26 protein-coding genes and 3 pseudogenes are annotated in these 23,041 nt (G+C 50.8%); 21 read left to right on the top strand and 8 right to left on the bottom strand.

What is annotated here, in order from left to right:
- Positions 1 to 83: 83 nt before the first annotated feature.
- The gene (locus EFB11_RS16750) at positions 84 to 623 is read right to left on the bottom strand and encodes a hypothetical protein (RefSeq protein WP_164706598.1); all 540 of its coding nucleotides are present in this window, start codon (positions 621 to 623) and stop codon (positions 84 to 86) included.
- Between EFB11_RS16750 and EFB11_RS04420 the strand changes: the two genes are divergently transcribed.
- Together EFB11_RS04420 and EFB11_RS04415 are read left to right on the top strand one after the other, a co-directional pair.
- Positions 613 to 1,014 carry a plasmid mobilization protein gene (locus tag EFB11_RS04420; protein ID WP_122789101.1) on the top strand — a complete coding sequence of 134 codons (402 nt, stop codon included), beginning with the start codon at positions 613 to 615 and terminating at the stop codon, positions 1,012 to 1,014. The two genes, EFB11_RS16750 and EFB11_RS04420, sit on opposite strands and share 11 nt — an antisense overlap.
- Positions 986 to 1,231, top strand: a pseudogene (locus EFB11_RS04415) (relaxase/mobilization nuclease domain-containing protein); the annotation flags it as partial. The gene EFB11_RS04420 and the pseudogene EFB11_RS04415, both read left to right, overlap by 29 nt.
- A gap of 4 nt (positions 1,232 to 1,235) precedes the next feature.
- On the opposite strand, the pseudogene EFB11_RS04410 reads toward EFB11_RS04415, so the two are convergent.
- A pseudogene (locus tag EFB11_RS04410) lies at positions 1,236 to 1,571 on the bottom strand (IS110 family transposase); the annotation flags it as partial.
- 257 nt (positions 1,572 to 1,828) lie between these two features.
- Here EFB11_RS04410 and EFB11_RS16745 point away from each other — a divergent pair.
- From EFB11_RS16745 to EFB11_RS04340, 14 genes and pseudogenes are all read left to right on the top strand, one after another.
- On the top strand, positions 1,829 to 1,990 hold the full coding sequence (locus EFB11_RS16745; protein ID WP_164706511.1) for a hypothetical protein: 162 nt from the start codon (positions 1,829 to 1,831) through the stop codon (positions 1,988 to 1,990).
- Complete coding sequence (locus EFB11_RS04405) at positions 1,987 to 2,748, top strand: replication initiator protein A (protein WP_122789100.1); 762 nt, start codon at positions 1,987 to 1,989, stop codon at positions 2,746 to 2,748. Before EFB11_RS16745 ends, EFB11_RS04405 begins: the two co-directional genes overlap by 4 nt.
- Positions 2,745 to 3,578, top strand: a complete 834-nt coding sequence (locus EFB11_RS04400) for an ATP-binding protein (RefSeq protein WP_074663224.1) — start codon at positions 2,745 to 2,747, stop codon at positions 3,576 to 3,578. Before EFB11_RS04405 ends, EFB11_RS04400 begins: the two co-directional genes overlap by 4 nt.
- Before the next feature lie 12 nt (positions 3,579 to 3,590).
- Positions 3,591 to 3,776: a transposon-encoded TnpW family protein gene (locus EFB11_RS04395; RefSeq protein WP_122789099.1), complete on the top strand. Its 186-nt coding sequence runs from the start codon at positions 3,591 to 3,593 to the stop codon at positions 3,774 to 3,776.
- A gap of 111 nt (positions 3,777 to 3,887) precedes the next feature.
- Positions 3,888 to 5,504, top strand: a complete 1,617-nt coding sequence (locus tag EFB11_RS04390) for a recombinase family protein (RefSeq protein WP_122789098.1) — start codon at positions 3,888 to 3,890, stop codon at positions 5,502 to 5,504.
- 87 nt (positions 5,505 to 5,591) lie between these two features.
- Positions 5,592 to 5,690: pseudogene (locus EFB11_RS17520) on the top strand (Maff2 family mobile element protein); the annotation flags it as partial.
- Between the two features lie 70 nt (positions 5,691 to 5,760).
- Positions 5,761 to 6,630, top strand: coding sequence for a VirB6/TrbL-like conjugal transfer protein, CD1112 family (locus EFB11_RS04380; protein ID WP_122789096.1), 870 nt, complete (start codon positions 5,761 to 5,763; stop codon positions 6,628 to 6,630).
- Positions 6,631 to 6,650: 20 nt separating this feature from the next.
- The gene (locus EFB11_RS04375; RefSeq protein WP_122789095.1) at positions 6,651 to 7,118 is read left to right on the top strand and encodes a PrgI family protein; all 468 of its coding nucleotides are present in this window, start codon (positions 6,651 to 6,653) and stop codon (positions 7,116 to 7,118) included.
- Positions 7,063 to 9,462 (top strand): VirB4-like conjugal transfer ATPase, CD1110 family, encoded by a 2,400-nt coding sequence (locus EFB11_RS04370; protein ID WP_122789094.1) that lies wholly within the window; start codon positions 7,063 to 7,065, stop codon positions 9,460 to 9,462. The genes EFB11_RS04375 and EFB11_RS04370 overlap by 56 nt, the downstream gene beginning before the upstream one ends.
- A gap of 2 nt (positions 9,463 to 9,464) precedes the next feature.
- Positions 9,465 to 9,833 (top strand): DUF3851 family protein, encoded by a 369-nt coding sequence (locus tag EFB11_RS04365; RefSeq protein ID WP_122789093.1) that lies wholly within the window; start codon positions 9,465 to 9,467, stop codon positions 9,831 to 9,833.
- Positions 9,826 to 11,559 (top strand): CD1108 family mobile element protein, encoded by a 1,734-nt coding sequence (locus EFB11_RS04360; RefSeq protein ID WP_122789092.1) that lies wholly within the window; start codon positions 9,826 to 9,828, stop codon positions 11,557 to 11,559. Before EFB11_RS04365 ends, EFB11_RS04360 begins: the two co-directional genes overlap by 8 nt.
- 29 nt (positions 11,560 to 11,588) lie before the next feature.
- Entirely contained in the window at positions 11,589 to 11,846 is a 258-nt protein-coding gene (locus EFB11_RS04355) for a DUF4315 family protein (protein ID WP_122789091.1), read from the top strand.
- The gene (locus EFB11_RS04350) at positions 11,836 to 12,603 is read left to right on the top strand and encodes a DUF4366 domain-containing protein (protein ID WP_122789090.1); all 768 of its coding nucleotides are present in this window, start codon (positions 11,836 to 11,838) and stop codon (positions 12,601 to 12,603) included. Before EFB11_RS04355 ends, EFB11_RS04350 begins: the two co-directional genes overlap by 11 nt.
- A gap of 414 nt (positions 12,604 to 13,017) precedes the next feature.
- Positions 13,018 to 14,430, top strand: coding sequence for a relaxase/mobilization nuclease domain-containing protein (locus EFB11_RS04340; RefSeq protein WP_122789088.1), 1,413 nt, complete (start codon positions 13,018 to 13,020; stop codon positions 14,428 to 14,430).
- A gap of 188 nt (positions 14,431 to 14,618) precedes the next feature.
- On the opposite strand, the gene EFB11_RS04335 is transcribed toward EFB11_RS04340, so the two are convergent.
- The 6 genes from EFB11_RS04335 to EFB11_RS04315 all read right to left on the bottom strand — a co-directional run bounded on the left by EFB11_RS04335 (position 14,619) and on the right by EFB11_RS04315 (position 19,461).
- Positions 14,619 to 14,975, bottom strand: coding sequence for a helix-turn-helix domain-containing protein (locus EFB11_RS04335; RefSeq protein ID WP_016147209.1), 357 nt, complete (start codon positions 14,973 to 14,975; stop codon positions 14,619 to 14,621).
- 187 nt (positions 14,976 to 15,162) lie between these two features.
- Positions 15,163 to 16,353 carry an AI-2E family transporter gene (locus EFB11_RS04330; protein ID WP_002587438.1) on the bottom strand — a complete coding sequence of 397 codons (1,191 nt, stop codon included), beginning with the start codon at positions 16,351 to 16,353 and terminating at the stop codon, positions 15,163 to 15,165.
- Between the two features lie 12 nt (positions 16,354 to 16,365).
- Positions 16,366 to 17,901: a cardiolipin synthase gene (gene cls, locus EFB11_RS04325; RefSeq protein WP_002587439.1), complete on the bottom strand. Its 1,536-nt coding sequence runs from the start codon at positions 17,899 to 17,901 to the stop codon at positions 16,366 to 16,368.
- A 27-nt stretch (positions 17,902 to 17,928) separates the two neighbouring features.
- Positions 17,929 to 18,909 carry an alpha/beta hydrolase gene (locus tag EFB11_RS04320; protein WP_002587440.1) on the bottom strand — a complete coding sequence of 327 codons (981 nt, stop codon included), beginning with the start codon at positions 18,907 to 18,909 and terminating at the stop codon, positions 17,929 to 17,931.
- Positions 18,910 to 18,938: 29 nt separating this feature from the next.
- The gene (locus EFB11_RS16740) at positions 18,939 to 19,103 is read right to left on the bottom strand and encodes a hypothetical protein (protein WP_002587441.1); all 165 of its coding nucleotides are present in this window, start codon (positions 19,101 to 19,103) and stop codon (positions 18,939 to 18,941) included.
- A 1-nt stretch (position 19,104) separates the two neighbouring features.
- On the bottom strand, positions 19,105 to 19,461 hold the full coding sequence (locus EFB11_RS04315) for a helix-turn-helix transcriptional regulator (RefSeq protein WP_002587442.1): 357 nt from the start codon (positions 19,459 to 19,461) through the stop codon (positions 19,105 to 19,107).
- 229 nt (positions 19,462 to 19,690) lie between these two features.
- On the opposite strand from EFB11_RS04315, the gene EFB11_RS04305 reads away from it, so the two are divergent.
- The 5 genes from EFB11_RS04305 to EFB11_RS04285 are packed head-to-tail and all read left to right on the top strand — an operon-like array spanning position 19,691 to position 23,017.
- On the top strand, positions 19,691 to 20,308 hold the full coding sequence (locus tag EFB11_RS04305; RefSeq protein WP_122789087.1) for a TetR/AcrR family transcriptional regulator: 618 nt from the start codon (positions 19,691 to 19,693) through the stop codon (positions 20,306 to 20,308).
- Positions 20,305 to 21,192, top strand: coding sequence for an ABC transporter ATP-binding protein (locus tag EFB11_RS04300; protein ID WP_002587444.1), 888 nt, complete (start codon positions 20,305 to 20,307; stop codon positions 21,190 to 21,192). Before EFB11_RS04305 ends, EFB11_RS04300 begins: the two co-directional genes overlap by 4 nt.
- A gap of 13 nt (positions 21,193 to 21,205) precedes the next feature.
- Positions 21,206 to 22,000 (top strand): ABC transporter permease subunit, encoded by a 795-nt coding sequence (locus EFB11_RS04295; RefSeq protein WP_002587445.1) that lies wholly within the window; start codon positions 21,206 to 21,208, stop codon positions 21,998 to 22,000.
- Between the two features lie 12 nt (positions 22,001 to 22,012).
- Complete coding sequence (locus EFB11_RS04290) at positions 22,013 to 22,798, top strand: ABC transporter permease subunit (protein WP_122789086.1); 786 nt, start codon at positions 22,013 to 22,015, stop codon at positions 22,796 to 22,798.
- Between the two features lie 45 nt (positions 22,799 to 22,843).
- Complete coding sequence (locus EFB11_RS04285; protein WP_072419552.1) at positions 22,844 to 23,017, top strand: cysteine-rich KTR domain-containing protein; 174 nt, start codon at positions 22,844 to 22,846, stop codon at positions 23,015 to 23,017.
- The last annotated feature ends 24 nt before the right edge of the window (positions 23,018 to 23,041 follow it).

Raw genomic sequence — 23,041 nt, 5'->3', positions numbered from 1 at the left:
TTCATGCTAAATTCCTCCAATCTAATTCATTGTTGAAAAATTCTTCTATAGTGGTTTTCTAACAATTATATCGACCTATTTTCTTAAAATTTAAGATTCCCAGAATAAAGCAGCAAACTCCGAAAATGGGTTGCTGCATTTTTTATTGTCCGTTTAACTTTCCAGCCATTCTTCCTTTGCCAAGTGCGGTAGTAAGCAAGAGAAAAATTTTTACCCGACCAGCGAGCAGAAAAACTATTCCACAAATTATTGGTAACAGAAAAAGAAGTAGCTTGCCAAAATCGGCACCCGATGGACGAGTAGTAGGCAAAGGAGAATTTGCAAAAAGCATTTATACAAACCGGGAAAAAGTGGCGGACAGAAGCGAGGGGAAGTGTGCAGTCATGGAGAGCAAGTATCGACCAGTGTACCAAATTTCGCTTTTCGCTCATTTGCCCCCCGGTCAGATACTTGTTGGGGTTGCCACCCCAAACCCGCCTTTTGCGGCTTGCGCCGCCGAAAAATCCCCGCAAATATTTTTTCGGATTTTTCAAAAACAGTTCCGATTTACACCCTGTTTTTCTCCTATCAGTGAGAGGACAAACCGCAGCAAACGAAAGGAGTTGAGCCACCATGACACGCAAGACCTACAACACCCCCAAGCGGAAATGTGTTGTCAAGACCCGTCTGACCGAGGACGAGCGCAGAGCCTTTGAGGACAAATGCGCCGCCCTCTCCATGAGCCAGTCGGAGTATATCCGGCAAGCCGTTTTTTACAGCCGGATTTCCCCTGTTATCCGGGTAACTGCCCACAGCGAGGAAATGCTCACCGCCGTATCTTCCCTTGTGGCGCAGTACGGGAAAATCGGCAGCAACTTAAACCAGATCGCCCGGTATCTGAACGAATACGGCGCACCCTACAACGCCCTGTCCAGCGAAGTGAGAGCCGCCGTTTCCGACCTTGCCGCCCTCAAATTCGAGGTGCTGAAAGTGATAGGTGAAGCCTATGGCAACGATCAAGCATATCAGCTCTAAAAATGCCGACTACGGAGCCGCCGAAGCCTATCTGACCTTTGAGCATGACGAGTTTACCATGAAGCCCACCCTTGACGAAGCCGGGCGGCTCATTCCCCGGCAGGACTACCGGCTGGACACGCTGAACTGCGGGGACGAGGATTTTGCCCTGTCCTGTATCCGGGCAAATCTGCGGTACGGCAAGAACAGCAAACGGGAGGACATCAAGAGCCACCACTAGCAGCAATGGTTCGAGCATCTACACGGTCGGTCTTGGTCTTTCGCAGGCTGAGACTTTTCCGGTAGAGGTTCGTGCGTAGGGGATTCAAGACATAGGTGGCCAGACCGTTGTCCAGAAGAAACCCAAGAATGTTGTAGCTGTAATGCCCGGTTGCCTCAAGCCCTACTTTTATTTTGTCCTGCGGTGTAGTACAAGCTCGAATTTTTTCCAGTAGAGCATCAAAACCGTCCATGTTGTTAGGGATAGTAAAAACATCCGCCAGGACTTCACCCTCTGAGCTTACAATGAAGCAATCATGCTTGTTTTTTGAGACATCAATGCCAACAGAAACTACCATAACAAATACCTCCAGAGAAAATATGTGATGCTGTATCCACAGTACACCTTACTTTTGTAGCCTTGTTCCACATAAACCGTCTGGCGGTATTTAACTGATTAACAAAATTGTAAGGGGCTGTGGTTGGAACCTTTCGTGAACCATCTTGTGGTAGGAGCCGCCAACCAATCCACAGCATCCCTTACAGTGTAGCACAGCCCTTGGAGAGGGGCTCTAATAACTACTACTCTATAATACAAGGAGCCGCCATGCCGAGGATGAGCAAGAAGCGCAAAGAAGAATGGGCGTTCTTCCTCAACGAGCGCAACCGTATCACCTACAATCCCCTTTGCCGCAGGTGCCGCCGCACCTGCAAGCAGAGTTTCCGGGCTGTTATCATCGAGTGCCCGCCGTTTCGCTCCAAGCGGGCGAAGCCATGAAGCCGGACAACACGCAGGAAACCATTTATGTAGGGCTGGACACAGGCTTGCCACCCTACCTGCCATATCCCCGGTTCCTGCTGAAAATGGACATTTCCCAGACCGCCAAGCTGCTCTATGCGCTGCTGTTAGACCGCACCACCCTGTCACAGCGGAACGGCTGGCAGGACGATCAGGGCAGGACATTCATTGTCTATCCCATAGCGGAGATTGCCGAAATGCTGGATAAGGGGCAGACCGCCATCAAAGCCGCCTTAAACGAACTGGACGCAGCCGGACTTCTGGAACGGAAACGGGCGGGATTTTCCGCAGCCAACCGCCTGTATGTGAAGCTGCCGCCATTCGTACGGATTTCCGACCCTATGACAGTCGGAAAAGCGACCCTCATAAGTGCGGAAAACCGATCTACTGATGGTCGGAAAAGCGACCTTATGACGGTCGGAAAACCGACCCCTAACAACCTTACTATAAACAACCTGATAGAAAACCAAACAATGGGAGTGAGTGAAGAGCCGCACAAACCGTTTGGCAGATATGAAAATGTTTTTCTGACCGAAGCCGAGTATGCAGAACTGAAAACCGAGTTCCCGGACAGACTGGAACGGCTCATTGAAGAAATGAGCCGCTACCTTGCCGCCAACGGGAGAACCTACCAGAACTATGCCGCCGCCCTGCGGATCTGGGCGGAGAACGATAAAAAGGACGCCCCGAAACAGGGCGTCCCGGACTACACCTGCAAGGAGGGGGAAAGTTTATGAACAAAATCGAGAATATCAATCTGCTGCCGGATACCGAGCCGGACAGCGGCGACTACACAGGCGAGGACGGTTTGCTGTACTGCGGAAAATGCCGCAAGCCCAAAGAAGCCTATTTCCCGGAGGGCAAGACGCTTTTCGGGCTTGACCGCCACCCGGCAGAGTGCGACTGCCAGCGGGCGCAGCGGATTGAGCGTGAAGCCGCCGAACAGCAGCGCAGACACCTTGACACCGTAGAGGACTTGAAACGCCGGGGATTTTCCGATACCGCCATGCGGGACTGGACTTTTGAAAACGACAACGGCAGGAACCCCCAGACCGCTGTTGCCCGGTTCTATGCGGAGCATTGGGACACCATGCAGGCCGAGAACATTGGCTATCTCTTTTGGGGCGGTGTGGGAACCGGCAAAAGCTACCTTGCGGGCTGTATCGCAAACGCCCTGATGGAGAAAGAAATCCCCGTCCGCATGACAAACTTTGCTGCAATCCTCAATGACCTTGCCGCCAGCTTTGAGGGCAGGAACGAGTACATCTCCCGGCTCTGCCGCTATCCGCTGCTGATTTTGGACGATTTCGGCATGGAGCGTGGAACAGAATACGGGCTGGAACAGGTTTACAGCGTCATTGACAGCCGATACCGTAGCCGCAGGCCGCTGATCGTCACCACTAACCTGACCTTGCAGCAAATCCAGAACCCGCCGGACACCGCCCACGCCCGTATCTATGACCGGCTGCTGGAAATGTGTGCCCCCGTCCGTTTTACAGGCGGTAATTTCCGCAGGGAAACCGCACAGGCCAAGCTGGAACGGCTGAAAAATTTGATGAACGAGTGAAAGGAGTAGCCTATGGCAGATAACAAGCAGATCAACCGAACCAATCCCCGCCGCCCCGACTGCGTGACGGAAATCCGCATGGGCAACTCTGTCCTTGTGGTGTCCGGCTTTTTCAAGCAGGGCAGCAGCGAAACCGCCGCCGACAAAATGGCAAAGGTATTGCAGACCGAAGCTGCTACACAAAAACCGGCAATATGACAGGACATAAAGAAGCACTTTTGACGCTTTTGCCGCTATACAGACAGCCGCCCCATGTGGTATGATAAAAATACGGAATAGTGGGGTTGGCTGTCGGAAACGGAGGATTTTATGTTAAGACAAGCCACCCAAAACCTGATTACCGCCCTTTATCCGAGATTATCCAAAGACGATGACCTGCAAGGAGAGAGCAATTCCATATCGAACCAGAAAAGGATACTCGAAGCCTACGCAAAACAGAATGGATTTACCAATCTGCGCTGGTACACCGATGACGGGTATTCCGGGGCAAACTTCCAAAGACCCGGTTTTCAAGCCATGCTTGCGGATATTGAAGCCGGGAAAGTAGGCACAGTGATCGTCAAGGATATGTCGAGGCTGGGGCGAAACTACCTGCAAGTGGGGTTTTATACGGAAATGCTGTTTCCACAAAAGGGTGTCCGCTTTATCGCTGTCAACGATAATGTGGACAGCGCCAGCGAGGGCATGGACAACGATTTTACCCCGCTGCGAAATTTATTCAACGAATGGCTGGTGAGAGATACGAGCAAGAAAATCAAGGCAGTTAAAAAGTCAAAAGGCATGAGCGGCAAGCCTGTTACCAGCAAGCCGGTTTATGGCTATCTCATGGACGAGGACGAAAACTTCATCATAGACGAGGAAGCCGCCCCGGTGGTACAGCAGATTTACCAGCTTTGCCTTGCCGGGAACGGCCCGACCAAGATTGCCCGTATGCTGACCGAGCAGCAAATCCTCACGCCGGGGACGCTGGAATATCAGCGGACAGGCAGCACCCGCCGTTATCACCCCGGCTATGAGTGCAAATGGGCGACCAACACCGTGGTTCATATCCTCGAAAACCGGGAGTACACCGGCTGTCTGGTAAACTTCAAGACAGAAAAGGTGTCCTACAAGGTCAAGCACAGTGTAGAGAACCCCATCGAGAAACAGGCAATATTTGAGAATCACCATGAGCCGATCATCGACAAGGAAACATGGGAACGGGTACAGGAGTTACGCAAGCAGCGCAAGCGCCCCAACCGCTATGATGAAGTGGGGCTGTTCTCCGGGATTTTGTTCTGTGCCGACTGCGGCCATGTGCTGTATCAGCAGAGATACCAGAACAAAGACCGCAAGCAGGACTGCTACATCTGCGGTAGCTACAAGAAGCGCACCCGAAACTGTACGGCGCACTTTATCCGCACCGACCTGTTGACCGCCGGTGTCCTGGCAAATCTCCGGCAAGTGACCGAATACGCAGCCAAGCATGAGAGCCGGTTTGTGAAGCTGCTTGTCCAGCAGAACGAGATCGGCGGCAAGCGAAAGACCGCCGCAGCCACCAAGCAGCTTGAACAGGCGCAGGAACGCATTTCTGAAATCAGCCGCATGATTAAGCGGCTGTATGAGGACAATGTAAACGGCAAAATCAGCGACGAGCGTTTCATGGAACTGTCGGCGGACTACGAAGCCGAGCAAGCGGAACTGAAAAAGAGAGCCGCCACCCTGCAAGCTGAACTGGACAAGTCGCAGGCAGCCACCGTCAACGCCGAGAAATTCATGGGCATTGTCCGCAAGCACCTTGCCTTTGAAGAACTGACCCCAACCCTCTTGCGGGAAATGATTGAGAAAATCGTGGTGCATGAGTGCAGCTACGACGAAAACGGCACCCGCAGGCAGGACATTGAGATTTATTACAGCTTTGTCGGCAAGATTGACTTGCCCGAATAACCGCCCGACCTATCCGACACAATGGCCAAGTGCCGGATAGGAACGGCAAAATTTTTTACACTTCTATTGCTTCTTTATCGCACACAATCAAAGAGCCAGGGCATGAAGCAGCTCATGGCTGGCGCTGGCGTCGCCGTGGTCGGCATGGTTCTCGTACCTCTGCTCTCCAGCCTGTTCACCGTCTAACCCTTTGCCCGCAAGAAATCCCAGCCCCTCCCGTGACAAGCGGGAGGGGCGGAAAGGAGGCTGACACCGTATGGATTTCTTACTGGATGCCCTGACCCAATGGCTGAAAGAAATGCTGGTGGGCGGCATCATGGGAAACTTATCGGGGCTGTTCGATAGCGTGAACCGGCAGGTCGCAGACATTGCGACACAGGTGGGCCAGACCCCACAGGGCTGGAACGGGAGCATTTTCAGCATGATCCAGAATCTCTCCAACTCCATCATGGTGCCGATTGCAGGTGTGATCCTGGCTATCGTGATGACGCTGGAGCTGATCCAGATGATTACCGACCGAAACAACCTGCACGATGTGGACACCTGGATGATCTTCAAATGGGTGTTCAAAAGCGCCGCTGCTATTTTGATCGTCACAAACACCTGGAATATCGTCATGGGCGTGTTCGATATGGCCCAAAGTGTGGTGGCGCAGGCAGCAGGTATCATCGGTTCTGACGCATCTATCGACATCTCCTCTGTAATGACCGACATGGAACCGCGGCTGATGGAAATGGACCTGGGGCCGCTGTTTGGACTGTGGTTCCAAAGTATGTTTATTGGCATTACCATGTGGGCGCTGTATATCTGTATCTTTATCGTGATCTATGGCCGTATGATTGAGATTTACCTTGTGACTTCGGTGGCCCCCATTCCGATGGCCACCATGATGAGCAAGGAATCAGGCGGTATGGGCCAGAACTATCTGCGCTCCCTGCTTGCCCTGGGCTTTCAGGCATTTCTCATCATCGTCTGTGTGGCGATCTACGCCGTGCTGGTGCAGAACATCGCAACGGAAGATGACATCATCATGGCTATCTGGAGCTGTGTGGGCTATACGGTCCTGTTGTGCTTTACACTCTTTAAGACCGGAAGCCTTGCAAAAGCCGTGTTTAACGCACATTAACCAGAAAGGAGGAAATCCCATTGGCTTATGTACCCGTACCCAAAGACTTAACCAAAGTCAAAACAAAGGTTGCTTTCAACCTGACCAAGAGGCAGCTGGTCTGCTTCACCGGCGGGGCGCTGATCGGCGTACCGCTTTTCTTTCTGCTCCGGGGGCCTGCGGGAAACAGCGTGGCGGCCATGTGTATGATGCTGGTCATGCTGCCCTTCTTCATGCTGGCGATGTATGAAAAGCACGGCCAGCCCCTGGAAAAGATCGTGGGCAACATCATCCGTGTCACGGTGATCCGTCCCAAAGAGCGCCCTTACCGCACCAATAATTTCTATGCCGTGTTACAGCGGCAGGCAAATCTTGACGAGGAGGTGTACGACATTGTTCGCGGCAATCAAAAGCTGGCTGCACCGGCTGTTCGGAAAAACCGAGGAAAAAGCTGTGCAGCCGGTCAGAACAAAGAAAAAACTGTCCCGCGCCGACAGAAAGCAGATTGAGGCTGCCATTGTCCGCGCCAACCGCACGGACAAAAAGGAAAAATCGGCTCAGGACAGTATCCCCTATGAACGAATGTGGACGGACGGTATCTGTCGAGTGGCAGACGGCTACTACACAAAGACCATCCAATTCCAGGACATCAACTATCAGCTCTCGCAGAACGAGGATAAAACGGCGATCTTCGAGGGCTGGTGTGATTTTCTCAACTACTTCGACAGTTCGATCAGATTTGAGCTGTCTTTCCTCAATCTCGCGGCGTCCGAGGAAACCTTTGCCCGCGCCATCAACATCCCCCTTCAGAGGGATGATTTTGACAGCATCCGGGTGGAGTACACCACCATGCTGCAAAACCAGCTGGCCAGGGGTAACAACGGCCTCATTAAAAGCAAGTACCTGACTTTCGGCATTAACGCCGAAAATATTAAATCGGCCAAACCCCGTTTGGAGCGTATCGAAACCGATATTCTCAACAACTTCAAACGCCTGGGCGTGGCCGCCGAGACTTTGGACGGCAAGGCACGGCTGGCACAGCTGCATTCCATCTTCCACATGGATGAACAGCTGCCGTTCCGTTTTGCATGGGACTGGCTCCCGTCCAGCGGCCTGTCCACCAAGGACTTTATCGCGCCCAGCTCCTTTGAGTTCCGCACCGGCAAGCAGTTCCGTATGGGCAAGAAATACGGGACTGTTTCTTTTTTGCAGATTCTCGCACCGGAGCTGAATGACCGGATGCTGGCTGATTTTCTGGACATGGAATCCAGCCTGATTGTCAGCCTGCATATCCAGTCGGTGGACCAGATCAAGGCCATCAAGACGGTCAAGAGAAAGATCACCGATTTGGATAAGTCCAAAATCGAGGAACAGAAAAAGGCCGTCCGCGCCGGATATGACATGGACATCATTCCCTCCGACCTTGCCACCTACGGTGCCGAGGCCAAAAAGCTCTTGCAGGATTTGCAGAGCCGCAACGAGCGAATGTTCCTTGTGACCTTCCTGGTGCTGAACACAGCGGACACCCAGCGCCAGCTGGACAACAATGTGTTCCAGGCCGGTTCCATCGCGCAGAAGTACAACTGCCAGCTGACAAGGCTTGACTTCCAGCAGGAGGAAGGGCTGATGAGCTGCCTGCCCCTGGGTATCAACCAGATCGAGATTCAGCGGGGGCTGACCACCAGCTCCACGGCCATTTTCGTGCCGTTCACTACCCAGGAGTTGTTCCAGAACGGCAAAGAGGCACTGTACTACGGCATCAATGCTCTGTCCAACAACCTTATCATGGTGGACCGCAAGCTGCTGAAAAACCCCAACGGCCTGATCCTCGGTACGCCGGGTTCCGGTAAGTCCTTCAGCGCCAAACGCGAGATCGCCAACAGCTTCCTGCTTACAACCGATGATGTTATCATCTGCGACCCGGAGGCCGAGTACGCCCCCCTGGTGGAGCGTCTGCATGGGCAGGTCATCAAGATTTCGCCCACTTCCACCAACTATATCAATCCCATGGACCTGAACCTGGACTACTCGGACGAGGATAATCCGCTGTCCCTCAAGTCCGACTTCATTCTCAGCTTGTGCGAGCTGATCGTGGGCGGCAAGGAGGGCTTACAGCCGGTGCAGAAAACCATCATCGACCGTTGTGTGCGGCTGGTGTATCAGGACTATCTGAACGACCCGCGCCCGGAGAATATGCCCATCCTGGAGGACCTTTACAACCTGCTGCGGGCGCAGGACGAAAAGGAAGCGCAGTACATCGCCACGGCGTTGGAAATCTATGTAACCGGCTCTCTCAATGTGTTCAACCATCGCAGCAATGTGGACATCAACAACCGTATCGTCTGCTATGACATCAAGGAGCTGGGCAAGCAGCTCAAAAAGATCGGTATGCTGGTGGTCCAGGACCAGGTGTGGAACCGTGTGACCATCAACCGCGCCGCCCACAAGTCCACCCGCTACTACATTGACGAGATGCACCTGCTTCTGAAAGAGGAACAGACCGCCGCCTACACGGTGGAGATTTGGAAGCGATTCCGCAAATGGGGCGGCATTCCCACCGGGCTTACCCAGAATGTCAAAGACCTGCTTTCCAGCCGTGAGGTGGAGAACATCTTTGAAAACTCCGACTTCGTGTATATGCTCAACCAGGCGGGCGGAGACCGGCAGATTTTGGCCAAGCAGCTGGGCATTTCCCCGCACCAGCTCAGCTATGTGACCCATTCCGGCGAGGGTGAGGGCCTGCTGTTCTATGGCTCCACCATCCTGCCTTTCGTAGACCATTTTCCCAAGAACACCGAGTTGTACCGCATTATGACCACCAAACCCCAGGAACTGAAAAAGGAGGATGAATAACCATGAAACCCAATACTGAACTGGATACCATGATGTTTTTCGAGGATGCTCTGGAGGGCGAGCGCACCTGTCTGCTCACCGAGCTGGCTGATGCCGTCAGTGAAACCCGCACGGCGGCGGATCAGGCTGCGGAGCTGAACGAGGATGGCGAATCGGGTCTGCTGCGCCTTATGGAAATCTGGTGCGCCATGAACGGCACTCCTGCTGTTGTTGTCTTTGAGGGCAGTCAGGCCGAGCTGCTGGCCAATGTGGTGGCGCAGATCTACGCCTATCTGCTCCAGCACCCCATCCACTGTCCCATGGGGCTGGCCCTCTATGTGGAGCTGCGCTACATGACGGATTCCCTCATGCTGGGAGAATGGTATGAATAAGGAACCGCGCCTGCGCTTTACGGAGGAAGAACGGGCTGATCCGGCGTTGGAGAAGCCCATCCATAAGGCGGACAAGGCCGCCGCCAGAGCGGATAAGGCGCAGGCCAAAATCCCCAAAAAGCAGGTCCGGCAAAAGACGGTGGACCCGGAGACTGGCAAAGTGACCACCAAGCTGGTGCTGGAGGACAAGAAAAAGCCGCCCTCCAAGCTGTCCCATGCAGTACGGGACACTCCTGCCAATGCCGCCCTGGGGAAACTCCACAAGGAAATCCATGAGAGCGAACAGGACAATGTGGGCGTGGAGAGCGCCCACAAGTCCGAGGAAACGGTGGAAACCGGCGTTAGGCTTGCGCGGGAGGGATACCACAGCCACAAGCTGAAACCCTATCGCAAGGCAGCCGAGGCCGAGCAGAAACTGGAAAAGGCCAATGTGAACGCCCTGTATCAGAAGTCTTTGCAGGAAAATCCCCAGCTTTCCAGCAATCCTGTTTCCCGCTGGCAGCAGAAGCAGGCCATCAAAAAGGAATATGCCGCTGCCAAGCGCGCCGGTCAGACTGCCGGGAATACCGCCAGTACCGCCAAAAAGACCGGCAAGGCCGCCAAGACCGTTAAGGAAAAGGCACAGGAAGCCGGTGCTTTTGTCATGCGGCACAAAAAGGGTTTTCTGATTGCGGGTGCGATCTTCCTGCTGGTCTGTATGCTGCTCAACACCATGTCCTCCTGTTCCATGATGGCACAGAGCATTGGCTCTGTGGTGTCCGGCACCACCTATCCGTCGGATGACCCGGAGCTGGTGGCGGTGGAGGCTGACTATGCCGCCAAAGAAGCGGAATTGCAGGCCGAGATCGACAACATTGAAAGCAGCCATCCGGGGTATGACGAGTACCGTTATGACCTGGATATGATCGGACATGACCCCCATGAGCTGGCGGCTTACCTGTCTGCCGTATTGCAGGGATATACCCGCCAGAGCGCCCAGGCCGAGCTGGAGCGTGTATTCTCCGCACAGTATAAATTGACGCTCACCGAGGAAGTGGAAGTGCGCTATCGGACGGAAACCCGTACCGACAGCGAGGGCAACAGCTATACCGTTGAGGTTCCCTACAATTACTACATCCTCAATGTGAAGCTCACCAGCAAGCCCATATCCTCTGTGGCTTCGGAGCTGCTGACCCCGGAACAGCTGGAGATGTATCAGGTGTACCGGCAGACCTTGGGCAACAAACCTCTGATTTTTGGCGGCGGCTCCCCGGATATGAGCAATTCCGAGGATTTGACTGGTGTGCAGTTTGTGAATGGCACCCGTCCCGGAAATCCCGAACTGGTGGAACTGGCCAAACGGCAGGTTGGCAATGTGGGCGGCTATCCGTTCTGGAGTTGGTATGGATTCAATTCCCGCGTGGAATGGTGTGCCTGCTTCGTGTCTTGGTGCTATGGGCAGGCCGGTTTATCCGAGCCGCGCTTTGCCGCCTGTCAGTCCCAGGGGGTTCCCTGGTTCCAGTCTCACGGACAATGGGGCGCACGGGGATATGAAAACCTTGCTCCCGGTGACGCCATCTTCTTTGATTGGGACCTTGATGGGTCTGCGGACCATGTGGGCCTTGCCATTGGTACGGACGGCAGCCGAGTTTATACGGTTGAGGGCAACAGCGGCGACGCCTGCAAAATTAAAAGTTATGACCTGAATTACCAGTGCATCAAGGGCTATGGCCTGATGAACTGGTAAGGCCGATTTTTTAGAAGGAGTGATTCACAATGGCAAAGAACAAAATCCAGCGCATTGACCAGGAGATTGCCAAGGTCCGCGAGAAGATTGCGGAGTATCAGGACAAGCTGAAAACCCTGGAAGCGCAGAAAACCGAGGCAGAGAACCTGGAGATCATTCAGATGGTGCGCGCCCTGCGTATGACCCCGGAACAGCTGAACGCCATGCTTTCCGGCAGCGCAGTTCCCGGTATGGCCGCTGCTTCTGCCGACTACGACGAACAGGAGGACACCGACCATGAAGAATAAGAGGATTTTCAAAACCTTTTCGGCCCTGTGCGCCGCCCTGGTGCTGATGGCCAGCTTTTCCGTGACGGCCTTTGCCCAGGGGACAGACCAGCCCCCGGCGAAGGACGCCACCAACGACAGCAATGTGGTGGTGGAGGAAACCGAGGACAGTCCGGCTCTGACCCCGGAGGGCAACGCTGCCCTGGTGGATGATTTCGGCGGCAACAAGCAGCTCATCACCGTCACCACCAAGGCGGGCAACTACTTCTACATCCTCATTGACCGGGCCAACGAGGACAAGGAAACCGCTGTCCACTTCTTGAATCAGGTGGACGAGGCCGACCTGATGGCGCTGATGGAGGATGGACAGACGGAGAAAGAGCCGCCTGCGGTCTGCAACTGCACCAAGAAATGTGAAACAGGTGCGATCAATACCGCCTGCCCGGTATGCTCCGTCAATATGAGCGGCTGTACCGGCAAGGAGCCGGAGCCGGAAAAGCCGGAGGAACCCACAGAACCGGAGAAAAAAGAGCCTGCCGGAGTGAACCCGGCGATGATTTTGGTAGTGCTGGCCCTGATGGGCGGCGGTGCCTTTGCTTACTTCAAATTCATCAAGAATAAGCCCAAGACCAAAGGCAACGACAATCTGGACGATTACGACTACGGCGAGGATGAAGCGGACCTGGAGGATGAGGACGATCCCTGGGAGACCGAGGAATCCGATGAGCCGGACGCTGACGGGGGCGGCGATGAGGAAAGTGAGGACAAGACGGTTTGACCCGCTTCACCAACAGCCCCTATGAACGCATGATGACACACAGGCCGGAGGGCGGGAAGGAAACTTCCCGTCCTCCCTCTTTATCTCCCGGCCACCCCTGTTATGGCTGCGGGAATTATAACCCCACCCAGCCCTGTGTGGGATTCTGCCATCGACAGCTGACTGCGTGGCTGCATGAAAGGAGGACGAAAAACCATGAAGCTGGTAATCGCTGAAAAACCGTCCGTTGCCCAAAGTCTGGCCGCCGTGATCGGGGCTAGAGGTCAGCGATGTGGTAGTAGCGTATGTTCTCCATGATTGGGGCGGAGCTGCCACGACGCTTCGGTGCGCCAAGCAGAAAAAGAAAAAGATTATTTCATATCGTGACGAAATGGGCAGCTGAGGCTGCCCATTTTTTGAAGGGAGGGAATCTTCATGGCAACCACACGCATTATGCCACTGCATATCGGCAAGGGGCGAACCGAAAGCCGTGCCATCAGCGCGATTATTGACTATGTAGCCAATCCACAAAAGACAGATCACGGCAGGCTCATCACCGGATACGAGTGCGACAGCCGTGTGGCCGACGCCGAGTTCATGCTGGCAAAGCGCCAGTATATCGCTGCCACCGGACGGGTTCGGGGCGCAGACGATGTGATCGCTTACCATGTCCGCCAGTCATTCTGTCCCGGGGAGATCTCCCCGGAGGAAGCCAACAGGCTGGGCGTGGAATTTGCAAAGCGATTCACCAAGGGCAAACACGCCTTTATCGTCTGTACCCACATTGACAAGGCCCATGTCCATAATCACATTATCTGGTCGGCGGTCAATACAGAGTGTAACCGGAAGTTCCGAAACTTTTGGGGCAGCACAAAAGCCGTCCGTCGATTGAGCGACACCATCTGCATTGAGAACGGATTGTCTATTGTCGAGACCCCAAAGCCTCACGGAAAAAGCTATAACAAATGGCTGGGCGATCAAGCAAAACCCTCCCATCGGGAATTACTCCGTACTGCCATTGACAACGCTTTGGCACTAAAGCCCACTGACCTGGATGCGCTGCTGAAGCTGCTCCGGGAATCCGGCTGTGAAGTATCCAAGCGCGGCAAATCCTACCGTTTGAAGCTCCCTGGCTGGGGCAAAGTGTCCCGCCTAGACAGCTTGGGCGAAGGCTACACCCTGGAGGATCTGCTGGCCGTTCTCGCCGGTCAAAAGGAGCATACGCCCCGCCAGAAGCCGGTTAAGCAAGCTGATCCGCCGAAGGTCAATCTGCTGGTTGACATCCAGGCAAAACTCCAGGCCGGAAAAGGTGCCGGATATGCGAGATGGGCCAAGGTCTTTAATCTGAAACAGATGGCACAGACTGTGAATTATCTCACTGAACATCAGCTGCTGGACTATACGGAGCTGGCAGAAAAAGCGGCGGCAGCCACCGCATACCACAACGAGCTGTCCGCAAAAATCAAGGCAGCGGAAAAACGCATGACGGAGATCGCCGTGCTGCGGACCCACATCATCAATTACGCTAAGACCCGCGACACCTATGTGGCCTACCGAAAAGCTGGTTACTCAAAGAACTTTCGTCAGGAACACGAGGAAGAAATTCTGCTCCATCAGGCGGCCAAAAATGCCTTTGATGATATGGGGGTCAAGAAGCTCCCAAAAGTCAAGGAACTGCAAGCCGAGTACGGTCGGCTTCTGGAGGAAAAGAAAAAGACCTATGCCGAGTACCGACGCTCCCGTGAGGAAATGCGGGAGCTGCTGGCTGCAAAGGCCAATGTAGATCGGCTACTGAAAATGGACGAGGAACAGAAAAAAGAAAAAGAAAAAGACCACGGCCAGCGGTGAGCTGGCCATGGTCGAAAGCGTTCGCAGAACGCGCAGCCGCAGAATGAAATTCTGCGTTCATGGGGGCTTGGGGGCATTGCCCTCAACAAGCGTTTGTGGCTAAATGGATAGCCACAAGCATTGCTTGCCGCTTTCTTTGCAGAAATGAAAAGAGCCAGAGAGGAAACCGTCAAATTTCACTCACTGGCTCAATTCGCTTCAATTTTCTTAGATAGTTCTGTTAATTCCTGCATGGTCTCCTGTGTATGGTGCAGCAGGGTTTCACGCATTTCTGACGGGCAACTGGAATAAAGCATTTTCATCTGGTTGGCTCCCTCATCTTCTGGAGAAACATCCGGATTTATTAGAGAGTCCAGAGAGATGTTCAAAACCTTGGCCAATGCTCTTAAAATCAAATAGGAAGGGTTCATCTGCCCTTTTTCAATGTTGGCAATTTGTTTTACAGAAACATGGCTCAGATCTGAAAGCTCCTGCTGTGTCAGGTCTTTTTTCTTTCGGGCCTCCCGCATTATTTGACCCAAAGCGGTTAAATCGTCAATCGGCATAATCATTCACCTCAATAACATTGTATCGTGCCGATTTGTTTTGAGGAATAACCTTATTATGCCCGCTAAAAGGTATGATAATGCCGATTTTGTAATATAAAAAACGAATAGGGCGCAAAGACCCTTGATATTTTTATATCATGAGTCCTTACACCCTACTATGAGTTTTTATCTTGAGATAATTTTTTTAGGATATATTCTGTTTATGTGAATTACCCATCTGCTCTTTTTCTTGTGTTTTCAGATGCGTTTCCCGCTTATCGGTTGCTTCTTTCAAAAGAGCGTAAGTGGCTGCTGCGGCAGGTACGCCAAGCAACATACCGATTGGTCCAGCCAGATTGCCACCTATTGTGATTGCCGCTAAAACCCACATGGCAGGAAGGTTGATTTTTGCGCCCACAACTTTCGGATAGATTGCATTTCCTTCGATCTGTTGCAAAGTAAGCAGGAAAATAATGAATACCAGTGCCTTAAAAGGATTGACTGTCAGAATCAAAAATGCACCCACAAGTGTAGCAATCCAGGCACCGACATAGGGAATCAGTGCTGTTACCCCAACAAGCGCACCGATCATCGGCGCATATGGTATTCTCAGAATTAACATACCGATTGCACACAGGCTGCCTAAAATTATTGCCTCAGTCGTTTGCCCTGCTACAAAAAGCTTGAAGTTTTTTTCACAGACAGCTGCCACATGAATGCCCCGCTCGGCAAAACATGCTGGAATCCATACACGGACAATTCGGGTGATCTGACTTTTTAATTTCTCCTTATTGGCCAAAATATAAATTGAGAACACAAGACCAATCGCAAAATCGACTGCCGTCGCAACCACGCTTCCAAATGCGGAAGCAGCAGTGTCCATAATGGTGGTTCCCAATTGATTCAACCATTCATTCAAATTGTCTTTCAGTTCAAGAAAATCAATATCAATTTGGGACAGCTGTTCTCCGAATGGGATTTTAGAATAGTCAGCCGTGCTTTCAAATGCCACCAGTTGATCCAGACCATTCGTCAAGGATGATATGACAATAGATACTGCATCGATCAATTCGGGAATAACAAGAAAAGCAACACCGACAAAGACCCCTATCACCAAAATAAATGAAAGCAGGATCGCAAGCGGGCGGCGCATTTTCGTTTTCCTAGATGTCGGATGTTTGGGGAACAGATGTCTTTCAATAACCCCCAACGGAACATTCAGAAACAACGCCAAAATCAATCCAATTAAAAGTGGGTTCAGCAGGTCTTTCAACCACATCACGGCATCAGCTACATGACTAATATGTCGGATGCCAAGATAAATCAAAATGCAGGCTGTAAACGTTCCGATAATCCACTTTGATAATTTTTTGTGTGTTTCAATATCTTCAAACATTCAAGACCCTCCTTACATTAGTGGTGCAAATAGCCGCAGTATATCCTGGAGCAGATGCACTACGATATTTGTTTTGCAATCCTTTTCTGTCACCTGTTGGCATATCTCCAGCGTTTGCAGAAAATCCTCCTTGACTTCCATAACAGCTTTGGCCTCATAGAGCAGAGCACCACATTCATAGTGCAGATATAAGCTGCGAAAATCCAAATTTGTTGTCCCGACTGTTGCAGTACGGTCATCGGACACAAAGGTTTTGGAGTGGATGAAACCATTGGTATATTCGTAGATTTTAACGCCTGATTTTATCAGCTCTCGGTAATACGAGCGTGTGGTCATGTGTACCCACCATTTATCCCAGCGGTGGGGTGTGATGATGCGTATATCTACACCACTTTTTGCCGCAAGACGCAAAGCGGAAAGCATACTATCATCGACAATCAGATATGGGGTGTTGATATACACGTACTTCTTTGCATTGTTTAAGATATGCAGGTAAACGTGTTCGCCCACATTTTCTTCATCCATTGGACTGTCAGCGTATGGCTGAACAAACCCCTTTGCAGTAACAGGGCACTCTTGTTCTTTCCATGGGTAGAAGATTTCGTAGTCCTCGTCTGTATGGGTACAAATTTCCCACGTCTGTAAAAAAATTAGTGTGAAACTCCATGCGGCTTTGCCTTTCAGCATGATCGCTGCATCTTTCCAGTGTCCGTGTTTCTCAATGGCGTTGATGTATTCATCTGCCAGATTGATACCTCCGGTAAAAGCCACCTTTCCATCAATGACCGCTATTTTTCGGTGATCTCTGTTATTTTGCTTTACGGTCAGAACAGGTCGGAAGGGATTGAATACGGCGCACTGGATACCGTGTTTTTTTAGCTGCTTTGCGTAGTCTTTCGGAAGAGTGAGAAAGCAACCCATATCGTCATAAATCAGTCGCACAGTTACGCCTTGCGTGGTTTTTCGCTTCAAAACTTCCAAGATGCTGTTCCACATAACGCCTTCCTGCACGATGAAATATTCCAGAAATATGTACTTCTCGGCTTTTTCAAGTTCCGCCAAAAGTGTTTCCAGCTTTCGTTCACCCGGTGTAAGGTAATGTGTTTCTGTATCTGCATATATTGGAAACCCCGTGTATTCCTGCAAGTAATGAATTTGAGGGTAATATTCAGGCAGTTGTTTTGTTGCGCTTTCATAGCAAATGCCGGGGAGTGCATAGAGTGGTTTTGCCTTTTGTTGTGTATGGAGGACACTTTTTGCAAAGCGCCATTTCGAGGATTGTGCATTAGACAAAAGATACATCAGTCCACCAAACAACGGGAAGGTTAGGATCAGGATCGCCCATGCAGTTTTGTAGGCGCCTTTGTCTTTCTGGGAAACGATATAAAGCACCGCAATGATACTGACGATTGTCAGTAGGCGACTGAAATTTCGGGAAAGCTGACTTCCCCCAAGTACAAGGCATATAAGAAAATATACCTGTAAAAGTAGCAGGAGTATCGTCAACATCCTTCTACGGAATAAGACACGGAGCCAACGCTGGCGCATAATGATTCCCCCCCTTCAAACTCAAATCTACGGATTCTTTTTCCGCTGTTCGCAAAATTCCCAAAACTCTTTTGCAATGCGCTCGTAGGTGCTTTTTCCTACGAGATAGCTCATACAGTGGTCAGCGCCCGGAACAATCAGCAGACGCTTTTCTGATGTACAGGCTTTATAGTTTTCGTATGTCATTTCAACTGGAACAAAGTGGTCATCTGTTCCGTGGACAAAAAGAACAGGAATTTGGCAGTGCTTCAACGCTTCTGTAGTTGAGGCAGCATCAGCATCCATTTGGATGCGCTTTTTGCACATCCTATCGGCACCTGTTTTATGCAGAGCATAAGGAATATGCAGATTGCTTTCGGAGACATGTTTCCAAATTGCATGGAGCGAAGTAAATGCACTGTCCGCTGCGATTCCAAATACATTATCCGGCAGTTCCAGTTCGGACGCCATTAGCACAGAGGTTGCACCCATGGATACCCCGGCAAGATAGATGGGAATGCTTTTTCCTGTTTTCTCGTTTATCCAATTTGTCCATGCCAGGCAATCGTAGCGTTCCAGCAAACCTAAACTCATATGGTCGCCGCCGCTATTATTTTGTCCCCGCTGCTCTGCGTAGAGTACAGAACAATGATTATTGCGCCAGAAATCTGCGATTAGACCAAAATCATGTGACCAGGAGGAACGCCACCCGTGCATGGCAACTATAGTTCTTTTCGGTTCTTCGCAGGGACACCAATGCCCAATCAATGAAATTCCGTCGTGAGCAGTGATTTCCACCACGTCACAGCCGCTTTTTTCGAGCTGACCAGCTGCCTTTTTTACAATTTCAGTGGTTTCTATCATTTCAGGTGAACCGGACACACGCATTTTTCCGTTGCTTCTGTCCTGCGGCGCAACCCGATCCATGGCGAGCTGCATCATCTTTTTGGTTAGAAGATGATGCCAAAGCACACAAATCGCACTACCGGCAGCACCTATTATCAATCCTTTTTTCAATGAATCCTTCATAGCACGTCCTTTCATAACGTGGGTATAACTTACTCTTTGTCATTGGCAGTTTTCTTACTTAATTTTCTGCGATATGCGTAATATAACAGAATCGACATTGAGGCTTTTTCATAACCAAACTTGCCGAAGCACTGGAACGCCGCATTGAGAATGGTCAATCTCTTTTCTTCGGTCAGGGCCAAAAATTTGTTCAATTCATTTCCTTCTTCTTACACAATAACCGTTTCGGTTATTCAGAGTATAGCACCAATAACCGAATCGGTCAAGTGTTAATGCAGCAAGTGTATTGATGCGCTTTTTGCAAGCGTCATCTGCGCTCATGTCTGGATAAAAGAACTGATCCACCGATATATCGAACATTGTCACCATCTGATAAAAAGTGTTCAAGCTCGGATGCTGACCGTCGTTTTCGTTATATATGATGGTGCGGGGATCACGGTCAATGATAAGGGCCAGTTGATCCTGTGTCATCCCGCTGGTTTCTCTTTTGCGCTTTATCTCGCACCCTATATCGTGGAAATCAAATTTGCGCTCATCGCGTTCAAATTTCATAGACATCACCCAATGTAATTTTATATTTCAGGTAGTAGTATTTGAACGAATTACATTTTCGTGCAACTGCTGACTTGAACACACCGGTACTTTCGAGACTAATCTTCGTTGGTCTAACAGTATAAAAAGAAAACTTTTGAATCATACTCCAAAATACTTGACCGTTTCGGTTATTGGTGCTATACTCTAAATAACCGAAACGGTTATTGTGTAAAAAGGAGGAAATGAATTGGACAAATTTTTGGCCCTGACCGAAGAAAAGAGATTGACCATTCTCAATGCGGCGTTCCAGTGCTTCGGCAAGTTTGGTTATGAAAAAGCCTCAATCAATGATATTGCGGTAGCCGCACACATTTCCAAAGCGTCTGTGTTTCAGTATTTCGGCAGTAAAAAGCAGCTCTACATTTACCTGCTGGAATACTGCAAGAAAATCATAGAGGGACTATTTGATAAGGAAGCCCTCGATTCCGAAACAGATTTGTTCGACAGGATTCTGGCATCCAGCCGCATGAAAATGGAGGGGCTCCAAAATCAGCCTTTTATCTTGCAGTTTATTACCAGTGCCTGGGAGGAAAATTCTCCCGAGGTGACGGATACGCTGGCGATCCTGACGGAGGAGACCGGCAGATTCCGAAACGATCTTGTTCTGCGGGAAGAGGATGCTTTGAAATTCAAAGACCCAGAGGATGCCCAGCCGGTCTTTCAGATGCTGCTTCTGATGGCCGAGGGCTATGCGGCCGGGTACCGGGGGGCGGCGGCTTTCGATTTTCAGGCTGTCATGGAGGATTTTGAGAAGAACATCGCAATTCTGCGGAAAAATTTTTATAAGGAGGAGTATTTGAAATGAGTGAACAAGCGATTGTCTTGAATGAATTGACCAAGCACTATGGGAAGCATCGAGGAATCAATAACCTCAGTTTCTCTGTCAACCAGGGAGAGTTTTTCGGCTTTATCGGCCCCAACGGTGCGGGTAAGTCCACCACGATCCGCACCCTAATGGGGCTGATCCGTCCCACCGGAGGCAGCGCATCTATCTTCGATTTGGACTGTCACTCCAAGGCCAGCGTCATCGCCAGGGATGTGGGCTATCTGCCCAGCGAGAACAGCTATTACGAAAACATGAAAGTCCGTGAACTTTTGCAGTACACCGCCGATCTGTACGGCATGGACTGCAAGACAAAGATGAAGGAGCTTGCCGACAGGCTCAATCTGGATTTGTCCCGCAAGATTGCAGACCTTTCTCTGGGCAACAAGAAAAAGGTGGGTATCGTGTCTGCCATTATGACTTCGCCCAAACTGATTATTATGGACGAGCCCACCAGCGGATTAGACCCACTGATCCAGCAGGCTTTCTATGATATTCTGAAGGAGGAAAACAGCCGGGGCGCTACCGTGTTTTTTTCCTCCCATGTGCTGAGTGAGGTGCAGAAACTGTGTGACCGGGTGGCCATTCTGAAAGAGGGACAGCTTATTGGCATACAGTCCATCAAAGAACTGCGTGAGAGCGGCTATAAGAAAGTCTCTCTGAGCGCAAAGGAGGCTATCCCTCGCGATTTCTTTGATTTGTCCGGCATTGCGAACTATGCGGAGACTGCGGATAAGACCTCTGTTTCCTTTATGTATAACGGAAATATCACGGCGATTATTGACAAGCTTCACCTGCTGCATTTGGACGATGTGCTTTTGGAAGAGCCCTCTTTGGAGGAAATCTTCATGCACTACTATGCGTAAGGAGGTGTCGGGCATGGTCATTTTGAAATATGAACTGAAAAGGCACCGCAAATATATTTTGGGTTGGGCCATCGCCTTGGCTCTGTGTGTTTTTGTGATGACGCCTACCTATTACAGCTTTATGGATGTTTCCACCGGAGACCTCTATGAAACGCTGGGTACGAGTGATTTTTACAAAGGCGTTGGTGTGTCCATGGAATATCTGACCTCACCGTTGGGCATTTATGCGTTTCTTACCAGCTTTTTTATGATTGCGTCCGGTATTTTCGGGATGCACTTCGGTATCGCCATTCACACCAAGGAGTGCTCGGAGCGAACCTCTGAATATCTGTTTACAAAACCCCATACCCGAAAAACGATTTACTGGGCAAAGGCGTTCACGGTTTTTTTCGGCGTAGTGGTCGTGAGCATGGTATATCTTCTCGCCTCTTTTTTGGCGCTGGCCCTGTTCCGCTCCGGCATTGACTGGGGAGAGTTCTTTCTGATTGCTCTTTCCCTCATGCTGGTCACGCTGTTCCTTGCAGCTATGGGGCTTTTGGTTGGAATTCTATTTTCACGCAATCGAAGCCCACTTTTGACTGCCGGGTTAATTGTCTTTGTCGAGTACTGCGTCACCAGCTTCTCCAACATTGTCAGCAACCGTGCCATTAGTTTTCTGTCCCCGTACTCGTTCTTTAGTGCGGCTGAGATTTCCAAATCTGGCTTTTATGAGTTGGATTACTTGGGATGGTGTGTACTGCTGTTTGCCCTGTTTTTGGTGCTGTCTTATCGTGTCTTTTTGAAAAAAGACATCCAGTTCCGCTCATGAGGGGGTGCAAAGATGAAAACATTGGTGAAAAACGAATTCCGCCAAACCAGAAAGACCCTGCTGATCTGGCTGGGGATCATGTTACTGCTGTGCGGATTCTGCTATTTTGAACTTTTATCCTTGAAGGACAGTCTGGATGAGATGGCCCGGACAGTCGGCCAATTTTCTCGCTTGATCATGATCATGTTCGGTGTGAAAGGGGATCTCACGACTGCCCTTGGTTGGTACGCGTGTATCTATTTTTGGGAGGGGCTGTTGGCCTTTGCCTATGCAATCTCTCTGGGCCTGTCCTGTGTGGCGAGGGAAAAGAAATTTGGAACATCCGAATACCTGTTCACAAAGCCTGTGGAGCGGAAAACCATTGTTCTGGCGAAGGTGATCGTTTCAGCAGTGAACCTGCTGGTGTTCGCCCTGTTCAGCGGCGTGTGCAATTATTTCACGATCGTTCTTCCTTTGGGCGGTCTGGATCAGCCGGGAGCGGTGCTTTCCACAACGATGGGAATGTTCTTTACCCAGCTTCTCTTTTTTGCCTTGGGTCTGCTGTTTGCCAGCCTTTTCAAATCTTATAAGGCCGCGGTACGCGCCGGTACGGTTTTCGTATTGGCCGCCTATGTGTTGGCCTTTACTGCCGAGTACACAGGGAATCGTTTCTTGGATTATCTGACCCCTCTGCGGTACTATGATGTGTATGAAGTAGCACTAAATGGCGTCTATCTTTCCTACATCGTCTTAACAGTACTCATTGTGGGCGCGTGTGTAATGGTTTCTACAAGGCGGTGGAAACTGCGTGAGTTGTAAATGTAATTGTCCATAGATATTCTATTATCTGATGAAAAACAAAGAATGAAAAAAAACGAATGGCTATTATGCCCCAACTGCAACAACAAAACGAGAATTAAAATCTGTGATAATACAGTACTTGAAAATTTTCCGCTATACTGTCCGAAGTGCAAACGGGAAATAATAATCAGCGTAAAACAATTCAATACCACAGTTATCACAGAGCCAGACGCATAGACGCAGAGCCGATAACCCGTTAGC

This window comes from Intestinibacillus sp. Marseille-P6563, assembly GCF_900604335.1.
Classification (GTDB): domain Bacteria; phylum Bacillota; class Clostridia; order Oscillospirales; family Butyricicoccaceae; genus Butyricicoccus_B.
This window is presented reverse-complemented; position numbering and strand designations above follow the sequence as displayed.